The organism is Mycobacterium pseudoshottsii JCM 15466 (assembly GCF_003584745.1).
Taxonomy (GTDB): Bacteria; Actinomycetota; Actinomycetes; order Mycobacteriales; family Mycobacteriaceae; genus Mycobacterium; species Mycobacterium marinum.
Genome location: NZ_AP018410.1, coordinates 1,470,953 through 1,489,067, shown reverse-complemented (window position 1 = coordinate 1,489,067; position 18,115 = coordinate 1,470,953). Strand labels below are relative to the sequence as shown.

At 71.5% G+C, this 18,115-nt stretch carries 11 protein-coding genes and 4 pseudogenes; 8 read left to right on the top strand and 7 right to left on the bottom strand.

The genetic code is table 11. The features are described from left to right. The first annotated feature begins 92 nt into the window (after positions 1–92). The 4 genes from sdhC to MPSD_RS06735 are packed head-to-tail and all read left to right on the top strand — an operon-like array spanning position 93 to position 3,490. Positions 93–431: a succinate dehydrogenase, cytochrome b556 subunit gene (gene sdhC, locus MPSD_RS06750; protein ID WP_012393083.1), complete on the top strand. Its 339-nt coding sequence runs from the start codon at positions 93–95 to the stop codon at positions 429–431. Beyond that, positions 428–895 (top strand): succinate dehydrogenase hydrophobic membrane anchor subunit, encoded by a 468-nt coding sequence (locus MPSD_RS06745; protein WP_012393082.1) that lies wholly within the window; start codon positions 428–430, stop codon positions 893–895. Before sdhC ends, MPSD_RS06745 begins: the two co-directional genes overlap by 4 nt. 28 nt (positions 896–923) lie before the next feature. Next, on the top strand, positions 924–2,678 hold the full coding sequence (gene sdhA / locus MPSD_RS06740) for a succinate dehydrogenase flavoprotein subunit (RefSeq protein ID WP_020788439.1): 1,755 nt from the start codon (positions 924–926) through the stop codon (positions 2,676–2,678). Then, positions 2,678–3,490, top strand: a complete 813-nt coding sequence (locus MPSD_RS06735; RefSeq protein WP_020788440.1) for a succinate dehydrogenase iron-sulfur subunit — start codon at positions 2,678–2,680, stop codon at positions 3,488–3,490. The genes sdhA and MPSD_RS06735 overlap by 1 nt, the downstream gene beginning before the upstream one ends. An 11-nt stretch (positions 3,491–3,501) precedes the next feature. Here the strand turns inward: MPSD_RS06735 and MPSD_RS30165 are convergent, their stop codons facing one another. Then, complete coding sequence (locus MPSD_RS30165) at positions 3,502–4,752, bottom strand: hypothetical protein (protein ID WP_165601441.1); 1,251 nt, start codon at positions 4,750–4,752, stop codon at positions 3,502–3,504. A 6-nt stretch (positions 4,753–4,758) separates the two neighbouring features. Here MPSD_RS30165 and MPSD_RS28035 point away from each other — a divergent pair, with 6 nt between their 5' ends. After that, positions 4,759–5,397 (top strand): hypothetical protein, encoded by a 639-nt coding sequence (locus MPSD_RS28035; protein ID WP_167470893.1) that lies wholly within the window; start codon positions 4,759–4,761, stop codon positions 5,395–5,397. On the opposite strand, the pseudogene MPSD_RS28030 reads toward MPSD_RS28035, so the two are convergent. Continuing rightward, a pseudogene (locus MPSD_RS28030) lies at positions 5,381–7,995 on the bottom strand (PE family protein). The gene MPSD_RS28035 and the pseudogene MPSD_RS28030 sit on opposite strands and share 17 nt — an antisense overlap. A 212-nt stretch (positions 7,996–8,207) precedes the next feature. After that, positions 8,208–8,651: a condensation domain-containing protein gene (locus tag MPSD_RS06705; RefSeq protein WP_015354785.1), complete on the bottom strand. Its 444-nt coding sequence runs from the start codon at positions 8,649–8,651 to the stop codon at positions 8,208–8,210. Between the two features lie 69 nt (positions 8,652–8,720). Between MPSD_RS06705 and MPSD_RS06700 the strand changes: the two are divergent. Beyond that, a pseudogene (locus MPSD_RS06700) lies at positions 8,721–9,353 on the top strand (carboxymuconolactone decarboxylase family protein); the annotation flags it as partial. Between the two features lie 6 nt (positions 9,354–9,359). On the opposite strand, the pseudogene MPSD_RS06695 reads toward MPSD_RS06700, so the two are convergent. Next, positions 9,360–11,169, bottom strand: a pseudogene (locus tag MPSD_RS06695) (PE family protein). Between the two features lie 144 nt (positions 11,170–11,313). After that, positions 11,314–12,242 (bottom strand): annotated as a pseudogene (locus MPSD_RS06690) (sigma-70 family RNA polymerase sigma factor). Between the two features lie 300 nt (positions 12,243–12,542). Here MPSD_RS06690 and MPSD_RS06685 point away from each other — a divergent pair. Next, positions 12,543–14,522, top strand: coding sequence for a PE family protein (locus tag MPSD_RS06685; RefSeq protein WP_232022773.1), 1,980 nt, complete (start codon positions 12,543–12,545; stop codon positions 14,520–14,522). Between the two features lie 429 nt (positions 14,523–14,951). Next, entirely contained in the window at positions 14,952–15,176 is a 225-nt protein-coding gene (locus MPSD_RS28990; RefSeq protein ID WP_259594188.1) for a PE-PGRS family protein, read from the top strand. A gap of 20 nt (positions 15,177–15,196) precedes the next feature. Here MPSD_RS28990 and MPSD_RS06680 read toward each other — a convergent pair whose 3' ends face one another. Both MPSD_RS06680 and MPSD_RS06675 read right to left on the bottom strand, forming a co-directional pair. Beyond that, positions 15,197–17,515 carry a VIT domain-containing protein gene (locus MPSD_RS06680; protein ID WP_119571707.1) on the bottom strand — a complete coding sequence of 773 codons (2,319 nt, stop codon included), beginning with the start codon at positions 17,513–17,515 and terminating at the stop codon, positions 15,197–15,199. Then, positions 17,505–18,074, bottom strand: coding sequence for a helix-turn-helix domain-containing protein (locus MPSD_RS06675; RefSeq protein ID WP_020727327.1), 570 nt, complete (start codon positions 18,072–18,074; stop codon positions 17,505–17,507). Before MPSD_RS06675 ends, MPSD_RS06680 begins: the two co-directional genes overlap by 11 nt. Between the last annotated feature and the right edge of the window lie 41 nt (positions 18,075–18,115).

Here is an 18,115-nt window from a genome sequence, read left to right as displayed (position 1 = left end):
TGACAATCGTGGATCCGGCCGCCGCGAAAAAGGCGCCGGGATCTTCCCGTAAAAGGCGACCGCCACGCACCCTGTATCGGGGCGATCCCGCAATGTGGTCGTGGGTGCTGCACCGCATCACCGGCGCCGCCATTTTCTTTTTCTTGTTTGTCCACGTTCTGGACACCGCCCTGGTGCGGGTGAGCCCACAGGCTTACAACTCGGTAATCGACACTTACAAGACACCGATCGTCGGCCTGATGGAATTCGGGCTGGTGATCGCGGTCTCCTACCACGCACTGAACGGGATCCGGATCATCTTGATCGACTTCTGGTCAGAGGGGCCGCGCTATCAGCGGCTGATGTTGGCGGTCGTCGGCGTGGCCTGGCTGCTGATCCTGGTGCCGTCGGCGGTGGTGCTGGGCATTCACATGGCGGAGCACTTCCTATGAGCGCCCCAGACCACCAGCTCGGCCGGGGCGAGCACGCTCCGGTGTTGCAGCGCAGCCACGACCGGCCCGCCAGCCTGGACAATCCACGTTCGCCGCGTCGCCGCGCCGGCATGCCCAACTTCGAGAAATACGCCTGGCTGTTCATGCGATTCTCCGGCGTAGTGCTGGTGTTCCTGGCGCTGGGGCACTTGTTCATCGGGCTGATGTGGGAAAACGGGGTCTACCGAATCGACTTCAACTACGTGGCGCAGCGCTGGTCGTCCCCCTTCTGGCAGACCTGGGATCTGCTGCTGTTGTGGCTGGCACAGTTGCACGGCGGCAACGGGCTGCGAGTCATCATCGACGACTACAGCCGCAAGGATTCCACTCGATTCTGGCTGAATTCGCTGCTGGTGGTGTCGATCGTGTTCACGCTGGCCCTAGGCAGCTACGTGCTGTTGACGTTCGACGCGAACATCTCCTGAAAGTCCAGAAAGTCCGGAAAGGCAAGCCTTGATCCAGCAACACCGATACGACGTGGTGATCGTCGGCGCGGGCGGTGCCGGCATGCGTGCGGCGGTAGAAGCGGGTCCGCGGGTCCGCACCGCGGTGCTGACCAAGCTGTATCCGACCCGCAGTCACACCGGCGCGGCCCAGGGCGGCATGTGCGCCGCGCTGGCCAACGTCGAAGACGACAACTGGGAATGGCACACGTTCGACACCGTCAAGGGCGGCGACTACCTCGCCGACCAGGACGCCGTCGAGATCATGTGCAAAGAGGCCATCGACGCGGTGCTCGACCTGGAAAAGATGGGGATGCCGTTCAACCGCACCCCCGAGGGCCGCATCGACCAGCGCCGCTTCGGCGGGCACACGCGCGACCACGGTAAGGCTCCGGTGCGCCGGGCCTGCTACGCCGCCGACCGCACCGGGCACATGATCCTGCAGACGCTGTACCAAAACTGCGTCAAGCACGACGTGGAGTTCTTCAGCGAGTTCTATGCGCTCGATCTCGCGCTCACCGAGACCCCGAGCGGTCCGGTCGCCACCGGAGTCATCGCCTACGAGCTGGCGACCGGCGACATTCATATCTTCCACGCCAAGGCCATCGTCCTGGCGACCGGCGGTTCGGGCCGGATGTACAAGACCACCTCGAACGCGCACACGCTGACCGGTGATGGCATCGGCATCGTCTTCCGCAAGGGACTCCCGTTGGAGGACATGGAGTTCCATCAGTTCCACCCGACCGGCCTGGCCGGCCTGGGCATCCTGATCTCCGAGGCGGTACGAGGCGAGGGCGGCCGGCTGCTCAACGGCGAAGGCGAGCGCTTCATGGAGCGCTACGCCCCCACCATCGTCGACCTGGCGCCCCGCGACATCGTCGCCCGCTCGATGGTGCTGGAAGTGTTGGAGGGCCGCGGCGCCGGTCCGCACAAGGACTACGTCTACATCGACGTCCGCCACCTGGGCGAGGACGTGCTGGAGGCCAAGCTGCCCGACATCACCGAGTTCGCCCGCACCTATCTGGGGGTGGACCCGGTGCACGAGCTGGTGCCGGTCTATCCGACCTGCCACTACGTGATGGGCGGCATCCCCACCACCGTCACCGGACAGGTACTGCGGGACAACACTCACGTCGTTCCCGGCCTGTTCGCCGCGGGTGAGTGCGCCTGCGTCTCGGTGCACGGCGCCAACCGGCTGGGCACCAACTCGCTGCTGGACATCAATGTGTTCGGCCGCCGGGCCGGTATCGCCGCGGCTCGCTACGCGCGCGGGCACGACTTTGTGGACATGCCGGCGGAGCCGGCCTCGATGGTGGTCAGCTGGGTAGCCGACATCCTGTCCGAGCACGGCAACGAGCGCGTCGCCGACATCCGCGGTGCCCTGCAGCAGACCATGGACAACAATGCCGCGGTGTTCCGCACCGAGGAAACCCTCAAACAGGCACTCACCGACATCCACGCGCTCAAGGAGCGGTATTCCCGCATCACCGTGCACGACAAGGGGAAGCGGTTCAACAGCGATCTACTGGAAGCCATCGAACTGGGCTTTTTGCTGGAGCTGGCCGAAGTCACCGTGGTCGGCGCATTGAACCGCAAGGAGTCCCGCGGCGGGCACGCCCGCGAGGACTACCCCAACCGCGATGACGTCAACTACATGCGCCACACCATGGCCTACAAAGAAGGCACCGACCTGCTCAGCGACATCCGGCTGGACTTCAAACCCGTCGTGCAGACCCGCTACGAACCCAAGGAACGGAAGTACTGATGTCTTTGGACACTGAGAGGGCCTCCTCCGACGACGTCACCGACTCGCTGGCCCCACCGTTGCCGCCGGTTCCGGACGGTGCGGTGATGGTGACGGTGAAGATCGCGCGGTTCAACCCGGATGCCCCCGAGGCCTTCGCATCGACCGGCGGCTGGCAGAGCTTCCGGGTGCCGTGCCTGCCCAGTGACCGGCTGCTGAACCTGCTCATCTACATCAAGGGCTACCTGGACGGCACCCTGACCTTCCGACGTTCCTGCGCACACGGAGTGTGTGGCTCCGACGCCATGCGGATCAACGGCGTGAACCGGCTGGCCTGCAAGGTGCTGATGCGTGACCTGCTGCCCAAGAAATCGGGCAAACAGCTCACCCTCACCGTCGAACCGATCCGTGGGCTGCCGGTGGAAAAAGACCTGGTGGTCGACATGGAGCCGTTCTTCGACGCGTATCGCGCGGTGAAGCCCTATCTGATCACCAGCGGCAACCCGCCCACCCGGGAGCGCATTCAGAGCCCCACCGACCGCGCCCGCTACGACGACACCACCAAGTGCATCCTGTGCGCGTGCTGCACCACCAGCTGCCCGGTGTTCTGGAACGAGGGCAGCTACTTCGGCCCGGCGGCGATCGTCAACGCGCACCGCTTCATTTTCGACAGCCGTGACGAGGCGGCCGCCGAGCGACTCGACATCCTCAACGAGGTCGACGGCGTGTGGCGCTGCCGCACCACGTTCAACTGCACCGAGGCCTGCCCGCGCGGCATCGAGGTGACCAAGGCGATCCAGGAAGTCAAGCGGGCGCTGCTGTTCTCCCGCTGAGCCGGTCCGTCTCAAGATAGGGAGATGCCGAAGCCACCGGCACCGCCGCCGCCGCCATCGATGCCATTGGCGGCGCCGCCGTATTCGCCTTGCGCACCCGGAATGACCCCCAGAGCACCAGCATTACCACCGTTCCCGCCGCTACCGGCCAGGTAGTCGCCACTCCCAAATGGGGGCGGGACCCCTGGTAGGCCGGTGCCGCCGGCACCGCCCCTACCGCCATCGCCCGAGTGGACGTTGCTGGCCCCGCCGACCCCGCCGTTTCCGCCATTTCCGGCGTTGTGGCCGGCATAGGCGTCGCCGCCCCGGCCGCCGGCGCCGCCGTCGCCCGCTGTCCCGTACAGGCTGTCACCGCCACGCCCCCCACGTCCGCCGGCCTCGCCGCCGGCACCGTCGGCGCCGTTTCCGCCGTTCCCACCGTTGCCCCAGGTACCCGCCGCGCCGGTAGCACCGTTGGCACTTGTGGCTCCGTTACTGTCAGCGCCGCCACTCCCGCCCGCACCCCCTGCACCGGAGGCGCCAGCGTTACCGCCACTAGCGCCGTGGATGTATCCACCCGTTTGCCCGTTGGCGCCGTTGCCGCCGTTGCCGCCGTCGCCGCCCTGGCCGCCGGTTCCACCGACCCCGCCGGCACCCAAGCTGCCCGCGTCGCCGACCGGTGCCGCACCCGCGGCCCCGCCCGCACCGCCGGTGCCACCGGCACCGCCCGCCATTCCGAATACACCGCTGGCACCGGCGGCCGAATTATCGCCACCATCGGCGCCCCGGCCGCCGACCCCGCCCGTGCCGCCGCTACCGCCGGTACCGCCGGAGCCCCCATCACCTGCGAGGCTTCCGCCCATACCACCGTTGCCACCGGCACCGCCGATCCCGCCGGTGCCGCCGTCTTCGCCGTTCGTTGGGCGACCGACGGAGCCATCCGCGCCCGCAGCGCCGGCCACGCCGCTGGCGCCGTTACCTCCGTTTCCACCGTCGCCGCCGTCGCCAGCCAGGCCGCCGTTGCCACCAGCGCCGCCCGCGCCACCGGCGGCCCCGGCAGTAGTGGCGGTTGCGCCGTTGCCGCCGTTGCCGCCGTGATCGGCGGCGGCGCCTGAGACGCCGGACGCACCTCTCACGGAGCCCGCGCCTCCCTTGCCGAGAGCACCACCGGCGCCGGGATCGCCGCCGTTACCACCGGCCCCACCGGCTTGGCCCGGGTTGACGGCATTGGCGCCGTCGCCCCCGTTGCCGGCGATGCCACCGGTCCCGCCGTCACCTCCCACCCCACCGTGGCCCTGTTCGCCGGCATGACCTGCTGCCGCGGTGCCCCCTTTCCCGCCAGCTCCGCCAGACCCGCCAGCCCCGCCGGTCCCGCCGTCACCGCCAGTTCCGCCGCCGATATCGTTCGACAGCGTGTTGCCGACCGTCCCGTCGGCGCCAGTGCCGCCAACACCGCCGTCGCCGCCGGCCCCGCCCGCCCCGCCGTTACCGCCGTTGCCGAACTCGGAACCGCCCTTGCCGCCGGCGCCACCGGAACCGCCGGTCCCGCCGGCCTGACCAGCGCCGCCGCTATCGCCCGCGGCGAGCCCGCCGCTGCCCTCGGCACCGACCCTCCCGGCTCCACCGGCCCCACCGGTGCCGCCGTTGCCGAGCCGCCCGCCATCGCCACCTACCCCGCCGTCACCGCCGTTGGGGGAACTGGCCGACCATCCGGAATCAGCGCCCGCCCCGCCGTTGCCGCCGTTGCCACTGCCTGCAGTGAGCGTGGTCGAGCCGCTGAAACTGATGCCGGAACCGGTTCCGCCCGCGCCGCCGGCCCCGTTATACCCGGAGTCACCGCCGGAGCCGCCGGCGCCGCCCGTGGGGTCGACACCATATGTCCCCCCCCTCCGGATCCGTCTCCCCCGCCGATCAGCCTCGAGTCATAGGTACCCCGGTGGCACCGTCTCCGCCGTCACCAGCAGTCCCGGCCAGTCCACCGTTACCACCGTTGCCGCCATGACCCTGGGTGCCCGCCGCCGCCGTGCCGCCGTTGCCGCCCTTGCCGCCGGAGCCACCAGCGCCGCTGTCTCCACCGTTACCGCCCGCGCCGTTGTGGACCGACATCAACTTGCCGTCAGCGCCGTCCCCGCCGTTGCCGCCGGCCGCTCCGTTGCCGCCGACCCCGCCATCGCCGCCGTTGCCGGCACCGGCGCCGCCCTTGCCGCCGTCCCCGCCGGCACCACCGCTGCCGCCAGCACTGCCATCGCCGCCGGATCCGCCGACAACGGTGGCATCCGCACCCGAAGTTCCCGCCATACCGTCACCACCGGCACCGCCGGCACCGCCAGACCCAATGCGCCCGCCATCGCCGCCGGCCCCACCAGCGCCGCCGGCGCCACCGGCCACGGTCGCGTCGGCACCTCGACCTCCAGCCCCGCTATTACCGCTGATGCCGCGGGTCCCGGTGCCGTCATCACCGGCGGTGGCACCGCTAGCGGCATGGGTGCCGTTGCCGCTGTCACCGCCAATGCCCCCCTTGCCGCCCGCGCCGGGATCACCACCGGCGCCACCAGCGCCACCGGCGCCATCGTTGACCGCCGCGCTACCGGCGGCCCCGGCACCACCGTCACCGGCGGCCCCGCCCAGCGCTCCGTCACCGCCAACGCCGCCCGCGCCATGACCGCCGGAGACATAGCCAGCCGCTACCGCACCGCCGCCAGCCCCACCGGCACCGCCGGAACCACCAGCACCGCCGACGCCACCATCGCCACCATCGTCTCCATTGGCACCGGCCTGCGTACCGGCAGCACCGGTGGCGCCGTGCCCGCCAAGACCGCCGGCCCCGCCCTTGCCGCCGATGCCACCATCTCCGCCGTTGCCGGCATGCGTGCCGCCACTGCCGCCGTCCCCGCCGGCACCACCGCCGCCGCCGGCACCACCGGCCACGGTCGCGTCGGCACCTCGACCTCCAGCCCCGCCATTACCGCTGATGCCGCGGGTTCCGGTGCCGTCATCACCGGCGGTGGCACCGCTAGCGGCATGGGTGCCGTTGCCGCTGTCACCGCCAATGCCCCCCTTGCCGCCCGCGCCGGGATCGCCACCGGCACCGCCGGCACCACCGTCACCGCCCGTCGGTCCCGCGGCGCCGTTGCCGCCGGAGCCACCATCACCAGCAGCCCCGCCCAGGGCACCGTCACCACCGATACCACCGGCACCGGCACTGCCGTGCAGCCCGAACAGTCCGCGCGCACCCCCACGACCACCGGCACCGCCCGCACCACCGTCACCGCCCGCACCACCGGCGCCACCGACACCGCCGTCACCCCCACTGAGACCACTCGAGCCCGTAGCACCGGGGTCAGCGACCACCGCACCGGCCGCCCCCGCTACCCCGGTGCCGCCGACACCCCCGTCCCCGCCCCAACCGAACAGCAGCGCGGCGCTACCGCCAGCGCCGCCGTCACCGCCAACACCACCAGCACCGCCCGCACCACCGAGGCCGAACACCAGCCCGCCGCTACCACCAAAACCGCCGTCACCGCCAACACCACCAACACCGCCCGCACCACCGCGGCCAAGCATCAACCCGCCGTTGCCCCCGCCGCAACCGTCACCGTCCACACCACCAACACCGCCGGCACCGCCCTGACCGATCAACCAACCACCGTTGCCACCGCGACCCCAGCGACTCCATCGACGTCGGAATCCCCACCCTGGCCGCCACTGCCGTACAGTCCCGCGGCGCTGCCCCCGTCACCCCCATTGGCGCCGCCGGCGCCACCATTGCCGATCAGCCAGCCACCGTTGCCGCCGACACCACCCGCACCGGCCGCCCCGCTGAGCCAGTTCCCGCCGTTTCCGCCCAATCCGCCGTTGCCGAACAGTCCGGCGTTTCCACCGGCCCCGGCGTTTCCGCCGATACCGGTGACGCTGTTCCCGCCCCACCCGCCGGACCCTCCGGAGCCGTAGAGCCACCCGCCGGAGCCGCCGGCACCGCCCGCGCCGCCCGGGCCAGCCGCACTCGCGCCACCGGCACCGCCGGCACCGCCGTTGCCGATCAGTCCCGCGCCACCACCCCTACCACCGGCTAGCCCACCCTCGGTTTGGCTGTAGCCGTTTCCGCCGTTGCCATAGAGCAGCCCGCCGGCCTGGCCGTTCGGGCTGGCCGCTGTCCCGTCGGCGCCATTGCCGATCAATGGGCGCCCGATCATGGCCTCGGTTTGCGCGTTGACCGCTCCCAGCAGAGTCTGCAGTGGCGACGCGTTGGCGACCTCGGTGGCCGAATACCACTCGGCAGCCGCGTTCACGGCCTGAACAAACTCGGCGTGAAACCCAGCCGCCTGTGCGCTGATGGCCTGATAGTCACGGGCGTAGGTGCCAAACAGCTCCGCAATGGCTTCCGATACCTCGTCGGCGGCCGCCGACAGCACCGAAACGGTCGGGGTTGTCGCGGCCGCGTTGGCGGCCTGAAGCATCGACCCGATGTTTGCCAGATCAGACGCGGCGACCGACAAAATTTCCGGCGCGGCAACCACATACCCCATTCGGGACCTCCAGGACGTCTTAGCTACTCACCGGAGCCATCCGGTCACTTTGTTGATTAATCAATAGAGTAGACGCGGCGGTCTCGCCCGCAGTACATTTTAGAATTTCATTCTAGAATGCTTGGGATGGCGCGGCCAACGGGCAAGTGACGCAACTGGCCCCGGGGTATCGGAGCCGCTCCGGCACGCACCAACGCACGGCGCTGGTTACCTCATGCGTTCGACGTTTCAGACCTTAGGACGTCCCCGTCACACTCGCGCACCAACTCGTCGACCACCGACTGCCACCCCGGGCCGTCGATGCAGAGTTGGCTGGCGGTGAGCACCAACCGCTCGGGTGCCCCGGGAAGTAGCGACGCAGCGAACAGCCGGCCGGTGCACATGTCGAAGCTGGACCGATGCCGTGCGACCACCTCTGCCACCGCCGCGCCCGGGGGTTCCACCGCCCAACCCCAGCCGCCGCCGGGCCGAGACGTCCAGGTATCCACCCGGGGTTCGAACATGGTGCCGAGGGCGGGATGAGCGTCGAAGACCGTGTCGACCGCGGCTCGTATGCGCGACTGATCCACCCGCGAGTGTGCGACCAACACGTTGGTGTGTGCGCTGGGCTCGATGTCCTCGAGCCGGGGCAGCTCCGCGAAATACGAGTACGACATGACCCGAGGCTCCGGCACAGTCCTCGATGAATTCTTGGCAGATTCTTGGAGCGCCGCCGCGCCGGCCTGTCACATTCGGGCGGCCCGTCTCGTCTGAGGGGTATGACACAGAAAACCCGTATCGAACCCTTGCCCCCAAAGCGAGCCGGCCTGCTGGTCGGCGCCCTTTATCGGATAGCCAAACGGCGCCTCGGCGAAGTTCCCGAGCCATTCAGCGTGGTGGCACAGCACCGGCGTCTGCTGGTTGCCAATGCCGTGCACGAAACCATGGTCGAGCGAGCGTCACGGACGCTGCCGGCCGGCGTGCGAGAACTGGCCGTGTTCTGGACCGCGCGCCAAATCGGCTGCTCATGGTGTGTTGACTTCGGATCGATGCTGCAGCGCCTCGACGGCCTGGACGTGCACCGGCTCGAGGACATCGACGAGTACGCGACGTCACCGCTGTTCAGCGACGACGAGCGCGCCGCTATCGCCTATGCCGAGGCGATAACCACCGACCCGCACACCGTCACCGACGAGCAGGTGGCCGAGCTGCGGAGCCGCTTCGGTGACGCCGGAGTGGTCGAGCTGACCTATCAGATCGGCTTGGAGAACATGCGGGCGCGGATGAACGCCGCGCTGGGCATCACCGAGCAGGGCTTCAATTCCGGTGACGCCTGCCGCGTGCCATGGGCCACCGCCGAGCCGCAGTTCGGGAGGTAAGCGCAGTCAGACGCCGGTGGCACCCGGTGCGCCGGGGCTGCCGCCGCGCTGCCCGCCGTCCCCGCCGGCCCCGCCGGCCGCGCCGGTGCCACCGGGACTTCCGCCATCGCCACCGGCTCCCCCGCTGCCGCCATCTCCGGTCAGCTCGGCGTCCCCGCCGGCCCCACCCGCCCCGCCATTACCCCGGTACCGCCGGAAAGCGCGCTACCACCGTCGCCACCGGCGCCACCCGCACCACCAGTGCCGTTGAGCAAACCACCATCACCGCCGGCCCCGCCGCCGCCACCGGCTCCGCTCTGCAGCCCGACGCTGTCCCCACCGCCGCCGCCTGACCCGCCGGCTCCGCCCAAACCGAACAGACCGGCATCCCCGCCGGACCCGCCGACACCACCATTTCCAGCGTTACCGCCCGCAAGAGGACTGATGTCCCCGCCGTTGCCGCCGGCCCCACCGGCGCCGCCGTTACCGCCAGCCCCGTTCAGCAGGCCCCCGAGGGCGCCGGCACCGCCGGCGCCGCCGGCCCCGCCATTTGCGTTCCCGCCCGAGCTGGACCCGCCGGCCCCGCCAGCCCCGCCAGCCCCGGACAGCAATCCGGCTGCGCCACCAGCGCCGCCGCGTCCGCCGATGCCGCTGTCGGCGCCGTAGCTGTCACCACCGGCCCCGCCGGCCCCACCATTTCCGCCGGCACCGAACCACCCGGCAGCACCGCCGGCACCGCCGGCCCCCCGTAGCCTCCATTCCCGGCATCTTGATCGTTTGGTTGACCGCCGGAGCCGCCGTCGCCACCGGCCCCACCATTCCCGCCGGCGCCGTACAGCGACCCGCCGGCCCCACCGGCCCCGCCCGACTGCACAGTGGCACTTGTCGGTCCACGACCGCCGGCCCCACCGGCCCCACCATCGCCGATCAGCCCCGCTGAGCCGCCGGCACCACCGATGCCGCCGGCGTGCTGGGCAGTGGCGTACCCGCCGGCCCCACCAGCACCACCGTCGCCATACAACGACCCGCCGTGGCCGCCCGCACCGCCGGCCCCGCCGGGCCCGGACACGTTGCCGGTCGAACCTTGGGCGTTCCCACCGGCCCCGCCGGACCCGCCGGCGCCCCATAGCCCGGCGTCTCCCCCGGCACCGGCGGTGCCGCCGCCGCCTCTGTTGCTAAGCCCGCCATCGCCCCCAGCGCCGCCATTGCCATGCACCCAGCCGCCGTGGCCGCCCGCCCCGCCGGCGCCACCGTCGCCGGTTTGGCCGCCGCCGGTCATGGCCCCGCCGGCACCACCGGCCCCTCCTGAGCCCCACAACCCCGCGGCCCCGCCCGCTCCGCCGGCACCTGCGACCACGCCTGCGGAAATTGCGGCGCCCGATCCGCCATCGCCGCCGGCACCGCCGCTGCCGTACAACAACCCGCCCGCCCCGCCATTCGGATTGGCGTCCATCCCGTCGGCACCGTTGCCAATCAGCGGGCGCCCCAACAGCGCTTGGGTCGGCGCATTGATCACAGCCAGCAGGTCCTCCTGCACGGTGGCCAACGGCGACGCGGCGGCCGCCTCGGCGGCCGCATAGGCGCTTCCGGCATTGCTGAGCGCCGACACAAACCGGCTCTGAAACTGCGTCGCCTCGGCGCTGAGCGCTTGATAGTCCTGGGCATGGGCAGAAAACACCGCCGCGACCGCCGCCGACACCTCATCGGCACCCGCGGCCAGCACCCCTGCGGTCGGGACCGCCGCCGTCAGGTTTGCTGCGTCCAGCGCCGCGCCGATTCCCCGCACATCCCTGGCCGCTGAGGTCAGCGCGTCGGGAATCGTTAGAACGTATGACATCGCCGACCTCCGCGCAGGCACTGTTGGCTAGGTACAGAAAGCTCAGGCTAGCCAGCGGTTTGGCGAAGTTTCGGCTTTCAGCCAAGCCTTTACACGCGCGAAAAATCGGCTGCCATGCCGGTCAGGCGGGGCGCGCCGCCGCGACTAGCCGACGAGGTCGCGCAGGGGTGAACCGCTGAACTTGTCCGGGTTGGCGATATCCCAAAGGGCGCATACCTTTCCGTCGCGCACTGTCATCGCGGTGATGCGCGGCAACATCGCCCAATGCCCGCCGTCGCCGGCCGTGCCCAGTGTGTAGGAACCCAATTCGCCGTTGACCAAGGCCAACTGATTCGCCGTGTAGAACGCTGGGCCGTAGCGCCGAGCCAGGCCGAGCATGAACCGGGCCACCTTGTCCGCGCCGCAGATCACCCGAGCCGCGGTGGGGGCGCGGCCATTTGCGTCACCGGTGAAGGTCACATCCGGATGCAGCAGCGACACCACCGAATGCAGGTCACCGGAGGCCATGGCCGCCATGAGCCGACCAACCACCTCGTCGTGGGTGGGGTCGGGCCGAGGCGGGGGCGCCGCCGCCACGGCCTTGCGCGCCCGCGATGCCAGTTGGCGCGCGGCGGCCTCACTGGCCCCGATCACCCCGGCCCCCTCGGCGAACGGCATGGCGAACCCGTCGTGCAACACGAACGCGACCCGCTGATCCGGGCTGAGCCGCTCCAACACCACCATGACCGCAAAGCGGGCATCCTCGGCGGCGACCACCGCCGACAGCGGATCAGCGCCCCCGCGTCCCCGAGCCCGGTGACCACCGGTTCGGGCAGCCAATGCCCGGTGTAGGTCTCGCGCCGCCGGGCCGCCGAACGCAACTTGTCCAGGCCAAGCCGGCTGACCACGGTGGTCAGCCAAGCACGCAGGTCGGCCACGTCGTCGCGGCCCGGTGCCGCGTCCCAGCGCAACCAGGCTTCCTGCACGATGTCCTCGGCGTCGGCGACGGTTCCAGTCAGCCGATAGGCGACCGACATGAGATGCGGTCGCAGCGACTCGAATGTCGACGCCGCCTGCGCCCCAAGCACAGCCATCACCCGAGTGTAACGCTCCCAGAACCCCGGCACTGGGCACCGCAACGGCCAGCTTCGGCCTGTTTGCCAGCCGCGCAATAGCCGGGCCCTGCTGCCCCGCGGAGGGACATTGCGGTAGGCGCGAGCCGCCTCGCCGAGGACGAAGTCCGCACCGTGGTCCAGACGAAAAAGGATCAAGACAATGACTTTGGCGATAGCCACGATCGGCGGCCCGGTCCGCTCTAGGGTGCTAATTAACGAAGATGTCACCGGTGACCGGCCGTTTGCTCGGTGGTGCTGACCCTGTCGGAGGTTTCGGGAATGTCGTTTGTGATCGCAGTACCTGAAGTGGTGGGCTCGGCCGCCAGCGAGGTGGCCGGGATCGGCTCGGCGCTGGGTGAGGCCACCGCGGCCGCGGCCGCCCCGACCGTACAGGTCCTGGCCGCGGCGCAAGATGAGGTATCCCAAGCGATCGCGGCGGTGTTTTCCACCCACGCGCAGGCCTACCAGGCCGCCAGCGCCCAGGCTCAGTCGCTTGGGCAGCGATTCGCCCAGGCCCTGGCCGCCGGGGCGGGCTCTTATTCCAGCGCCGAGGCCGCCGCGGCGGCGGTGTTGGCCAATCCAGCCCAGGTGGTGTCTGGGGATCTGCTCGCGGCGATCAACGCACCCGTGTTGTCGTTGACCGGACGCCCGTTGATTGGCAACGGCGCCAACGGCGCCAACGGCGCCCCGGGCACCGGAGCTAACGGCGCCGCGGGCGGCTGGCTGCTCGGTGACGGCGGAGCCGGCGGCTCGGGAGCACCCGGCATGGCCGGAGGCAACGGCGGGGCGGCCGGGCTATGGGGTACCGGCGGCGCCGGCGGAGCCGGCGGCCGAACCTTCAACGGGGACGGCGGAAACGGGGGCGCCGGTGGGGCCGGAGGCTGGCTGATGGGGACCGGCGGAGCCGGCGGAGCCGGCGGGTTCTCGGGCGCCGGGGATGGCGGGTCCGGCGGAGCCGGTGGCGCCGGCGGACTGTTGGGCGGTGGCGGAGTAGGCGGCGCTGGCGGACTTTCCAACGGCGGGACTGGCGGTGTGGGAGGAACCGGCGGGGCCGGCGGGGTGCTGTCCGGTGTCGTCGGTGCCGGTGGCGGCCATGGCGGTACCGGTGGGTACGGAGCGTTTGATGGTGGCGCTGGTGGAGTCGGCGGCCATGCCGGGTTGCTCGGCGGGCCGGGGGGCGCCGGCGGCGACGGTGGGGACACCTTCGGCGGTGGCTCCGGGGGCGCGGGAGGCGCCGGTGGTGATGGCGGGTGGGCATTCGGCAGCGGCGGCACCGGCGGCACCGGCGGGTACGGCGGTGCCGGTGGTGCGGGTGGGTCCGGTGGGGATGCGGGACTGTTGTTCTCCAACGGAGGCGCCGGCGGTACCGGCGGCTTCGGCGAGACCGGGGGCGAGGGTGGTGCGGGGGGTGGTGCGGGCTGGCTGGGCGACGGCGGCGCCGGGGGCACCGGGGGAGCCGCCAACATCGGGAGTGGCGGTGACGGTGGTGGCGGCGGCACCGGCGGGACACTGCTAGGCAATGGCGGTGCCGGCGGCGCAGGCGGGCACGGCCCCACTGGCGGAGGTGCCGGTGGCACCGGTGGCAATGCCGTGGTAGTCGGCAATGGCGGCAACGGCGGCATCGGAGGAACCGGCCCCACCACCGGCACTACCGGCGCCGGAGGCATCGGCGGGCTGCTATTGGGGCTGGACGGATACAACGCCCCCACCAGCACCTCACCCATCCATGTCGCCCAGCAGCAGGCGCTGGTGGCGATCAACTCCCCCGTCCAGGACCTGACCGGACGGCCGCTAATCGGCAACGGCACCCCCGCACCCGCCGGCAGCGGCGCCGACGGCACCCCCGGCGGCTGGCTGCTCGGCGACGGCGGAGCGGGCGGCTCCGCCGTAGCAGGCTCGGACGGGGCCGGCGGCTCGGGCGGCGCCGCCGGACTATGGGGCACCGGCGGCACCGGCGGGGCCGGTGCGCGATCCACCACCGGTAATGGCGGAGCCGGCGGAGCCGGCGGCTGGCTATCCGGAGACGGCGGCACCGGCGGCACCGGCGGCGCCGCCACCTTCAACGGAGCTACGGGCGGCAACGGCGGGGACGCGGGCAACGGCGGGCTGTTCGGGGCCGGCGGGAACGGCGGCGCCGGCGGGGCCGGCTTGGGCAATCCCGGGTTCGGGGGGCCGGCGGGAACGGCGGGGCAGGCGGGCTGTTGTCCGGGCTGGTCGGCGCCGGTGGAGGCCACGGTGGCGCCGGCGGACTCGGCGTAAGTCCTTCCACACCTGCCGCTCTCGCTGGCGGGGGATTGGCGGCGCCGGCGGGGACGCCGGATTGCTCGGTGGGGCCGGCGGAGCCGGTGGCACCGGTGGATCTGGTGCTTTCGACGTCACATCCACGGGCGGAACGGGCGGGGCCGGCGGGAATGCCGGATTCTTGTTCGGTAGCGGCGGGATCGGCGGGCCCGGCGGGTTCGCCGTCGCCGCGAGCGGGAACGGGGGGCAGGGGGGTCACGCCGGGCTGCTGTGGTCCAGCGGCGGGGCCGGCGGAGCTGGCGCGTTTAGCGTCAGCGGCCCCGCCGGTGCCAGTGGACATGGTGGTGACGCCGGCTGGCTAGGCAACGGCGGTGCCGGGGGCACCGGCGGGATCTCCCGCAACGGCAACGGGGGGATGGCGGGGCCGGCGGCAGCGGTGGAGAACTGTTGGGCGTCGGCGGAGCCGGCGGCCAGGGCGGCCAAGCCAATGCCGGCGGCGGCACAGGCACCGGTGGCGAGGGCGGCGACGGCGGCGACGCAGGCCTGATCGGTGACGGAGGCAACGGCGGTAACGCCGGCACCGACACCGACGGCACACCCACCGGCGACCCCGGCACCGGTGGCACCGGCGGCACCCTGCTGGGCGCCAATGGAAACGCCGGGCTGGGCTAGCAACCCCGCCACTGCCCCATCTACTCCCAGAACCGCAGCTTGCTCACCAGCCGGCCCCGATGTTTGGGAAGGCGCGCATCGACAACCTGCGTGACCACCTCGAGGGCGGTCTTCACCTGCTCGGCGTTTTCCTTCGTGGCGGTGCACAGGTAGCGGTTGAGGGCATCACAGAGCACCGTGAGCGCCGAAGCCAACACCGGATCGGTTGCCCGGTCGCGATGAACGGTCAACGCCGACCAGACGTCGTCGAGTTCCGGGTCGAGTTCGGCGCCGTCGCTACCGATGCCCATCTCCACCCGCCGCAGCAGATCCCGCAGCGAGGGCACCGGAGCAGACTCCGCGGTGGGCATCGGGGCGGCGGCCGGCAAGACCATCGGCGGGCCGGCAGCCCCGCCGCGGGCAACGGCGGCGACCGCCCCGACGAAGCCGCCAGTGACCGGCGCCCACCCGGACGGCAGCTCGACGGGCTGCATGACCTCGGCGATCGGCCCGGCCTCGGACCGTTCGGGGTCGATGGCCACGAACGCGGTGAACCGCGACAACACCCCGAACCGGATGGAGTGCGCGACCAGCCGCTGTTCCAGCTCGTCGGTGCCGCGACCGCAGGCGTAGGCGTCCTCCAGATCGCGGACCACCGAGCGAGCCCAGATCGTCTGTACCGCGAGGGCATCCGTCACCGGCCTGGCGGTCACCGTCGCGGTGTAGCGACCGGTGGCCCCGTCGGCTTCCACGTGCAGCGCGGCGTCGGCGGCGGGCCCGCGATAGCGCCCGGAGATCACGCATGGCACGCCGGCGAAGGCGTCGGGAACCCGGTCTGGGGTGACGGTGTCCTCGATGGCCTCGAATCCTTCGGCGCGCACCCTGATCGAGGTCAGCGCCGGGCGCCCGATGGTGCGAGCCAGTCGGGCCATCACCTCGTCCAGGCGGTCTTCGGACTCGACCAGCTCGGCTCGACCGCTGCCCAATCCGGCCAGCCGCTCCAGGAAGCCGGCGTTGACGGCACGGTCGACACCCACGCAGTAGATCCGGGTTCGCCCCACCGCGGGCGCCAGCGACCGCAACAGGTGGTCTTCCCCGCTGATCTGGCCGTCAGTCACCAAGACCACGCTGGCCTGCCGGTCTTCGCCAGAGTCGGCGAGCATCTCGACGGCATTGGTGAGGGGTTGCGCCATGACGGTGCCGCCGCGGCTGCGCAACGAACCCAGCCACGAGGACGCGGCGAACCGGTTGCGGTCACTGGCTGGCACCAGCCCATCCGGCATCGCCGGCGGCGTTTCGATCCGGTCGTCGAAGGCCAGCACACAAAACCGGTCACCGACATCGAGCATGTCGACGATGCGCCCGGCCGCGCGCCGGGCGGTGACCATCTTCCAGCCGCCCATCGATCCGGAGCGATCCAGCACGACCACCACATCGCGTGGGGCGCTGGACGGTTCGGCCGGCGGCACCAGGGTCAGCGACCAGGTGCCTTCTTCGGCATCGGTGGCATCCGCACCGGCCGCGTCCGCAACCAGCAGCGCCGACGACGACAGCCGGCCCTGGTCCAGGCGGAAACGCAGCACGAAATCGCGGTCGGCCCGCGCACCCGACTCGACGCGCAGCCGGGCCAGGCCGTCGGCCGCGGGCGCCAGCACGGCGGTCGGCAGCGAGGCCCGCAGGTCCGAGACGGGCAGGCCGGCACCGTCCACCGATAGGGAAATCTGCAGATCGGGACGTTCGTCGGCGTCGGTGAGCAGCGGCGGTGTCACCCGCGATGCGTCCGGTACGGCATCGGTGTCGCGGGCCACCCCGGAACCGGTCTGGTCCCCGCCCACCGGGTGGCCGGTGGTGTAGCGCGGCGCGACCACAAGCGGGAATCGGTAGGTGGCCTCGCCGTCCTCGAAGGCCAGCGGGCCGGTCAGGCACATCTCGATGGTGGCCTGCTCGCCCGGCCCGAGATTGCCGACCCGCACCGAAAAGACATCCGGGCGGTCCTCTTCCACGATCGCCGCGCGCTGCCCGGCGGCCAGCGCCTGCTCGTAGTCTTCGCGCGCCTGACCGCGTTCCTCGAGGACGCCGACCACGCGCCGTCCCGCCAGATCGGCGACAAAGTCGGTGACACCCGCGCGCGCCGGCAGCGGGAACACATAGGTGGCCTCGATCGCGGTATCGCCGGTGTTCACGAAGCGCTGGCGCACGGTTGACGTCGCGGTCACGCCGACCACGGCGGTCTGCACACTCACCGCCTTCAGCGGCAGCCGGCGGCCATCGGCCGCGCTGAGCTCACCGCAGGTGGGTGCACCCGTGGCAGCGGGCGCCGCGGGTTCGGAGGTGATCAGTGGCAGTAACTCAACGCTCATGGCGAATCCTTTCCTGGGCGTCGTTGGTGGCACCGTCGGCGCCGTTGGTGGCGGCGGTAAGCAGATCCAGCAGCGGAGCGGCCGCGCGACGCAGACTCTCCAACTCGGGCAACGGGTACGCATGGCCGTCGATCAGCAATGTGACGGTGTCGGAGAGCCGGATGGCCCGCAGATCGGTGACGCTCGGATGCTCGGCCGACCCGTCGGCGACGGCTTGGGTGGCGATGGGTTCGGGGACCTCTCGCCAGAATCGGCCGGCGGCGCGGCTGGACTCGGTGGTCGTCTCCGGGTCGCCCAGGCCGGGCGGCATCGCGCTGGGCGGGATAGCCGCCAGCGACTCCAGCTCCGCCGGTGACAGCGCCTCCAGACGCTCGGCGATCTCCCCAAGCGACAGGCCCTGGCCCTGCAACCGCTTGATCGCCACCAGCCGCAACAGGTGAGTCCGGCCATAGGTGAGCGCGCGTCCGCGGGTTCCGGGACGGGGCAGCAACCCGCGCGCGGTGTAGTAGCGGATCATCCGTTCCGCCGGTATCGGCTTGGCCTGGCGATTGTCGGGCACGGCGCCAGATGCCTGCACGGCCAAGCCAGCCGCCGCGGCGA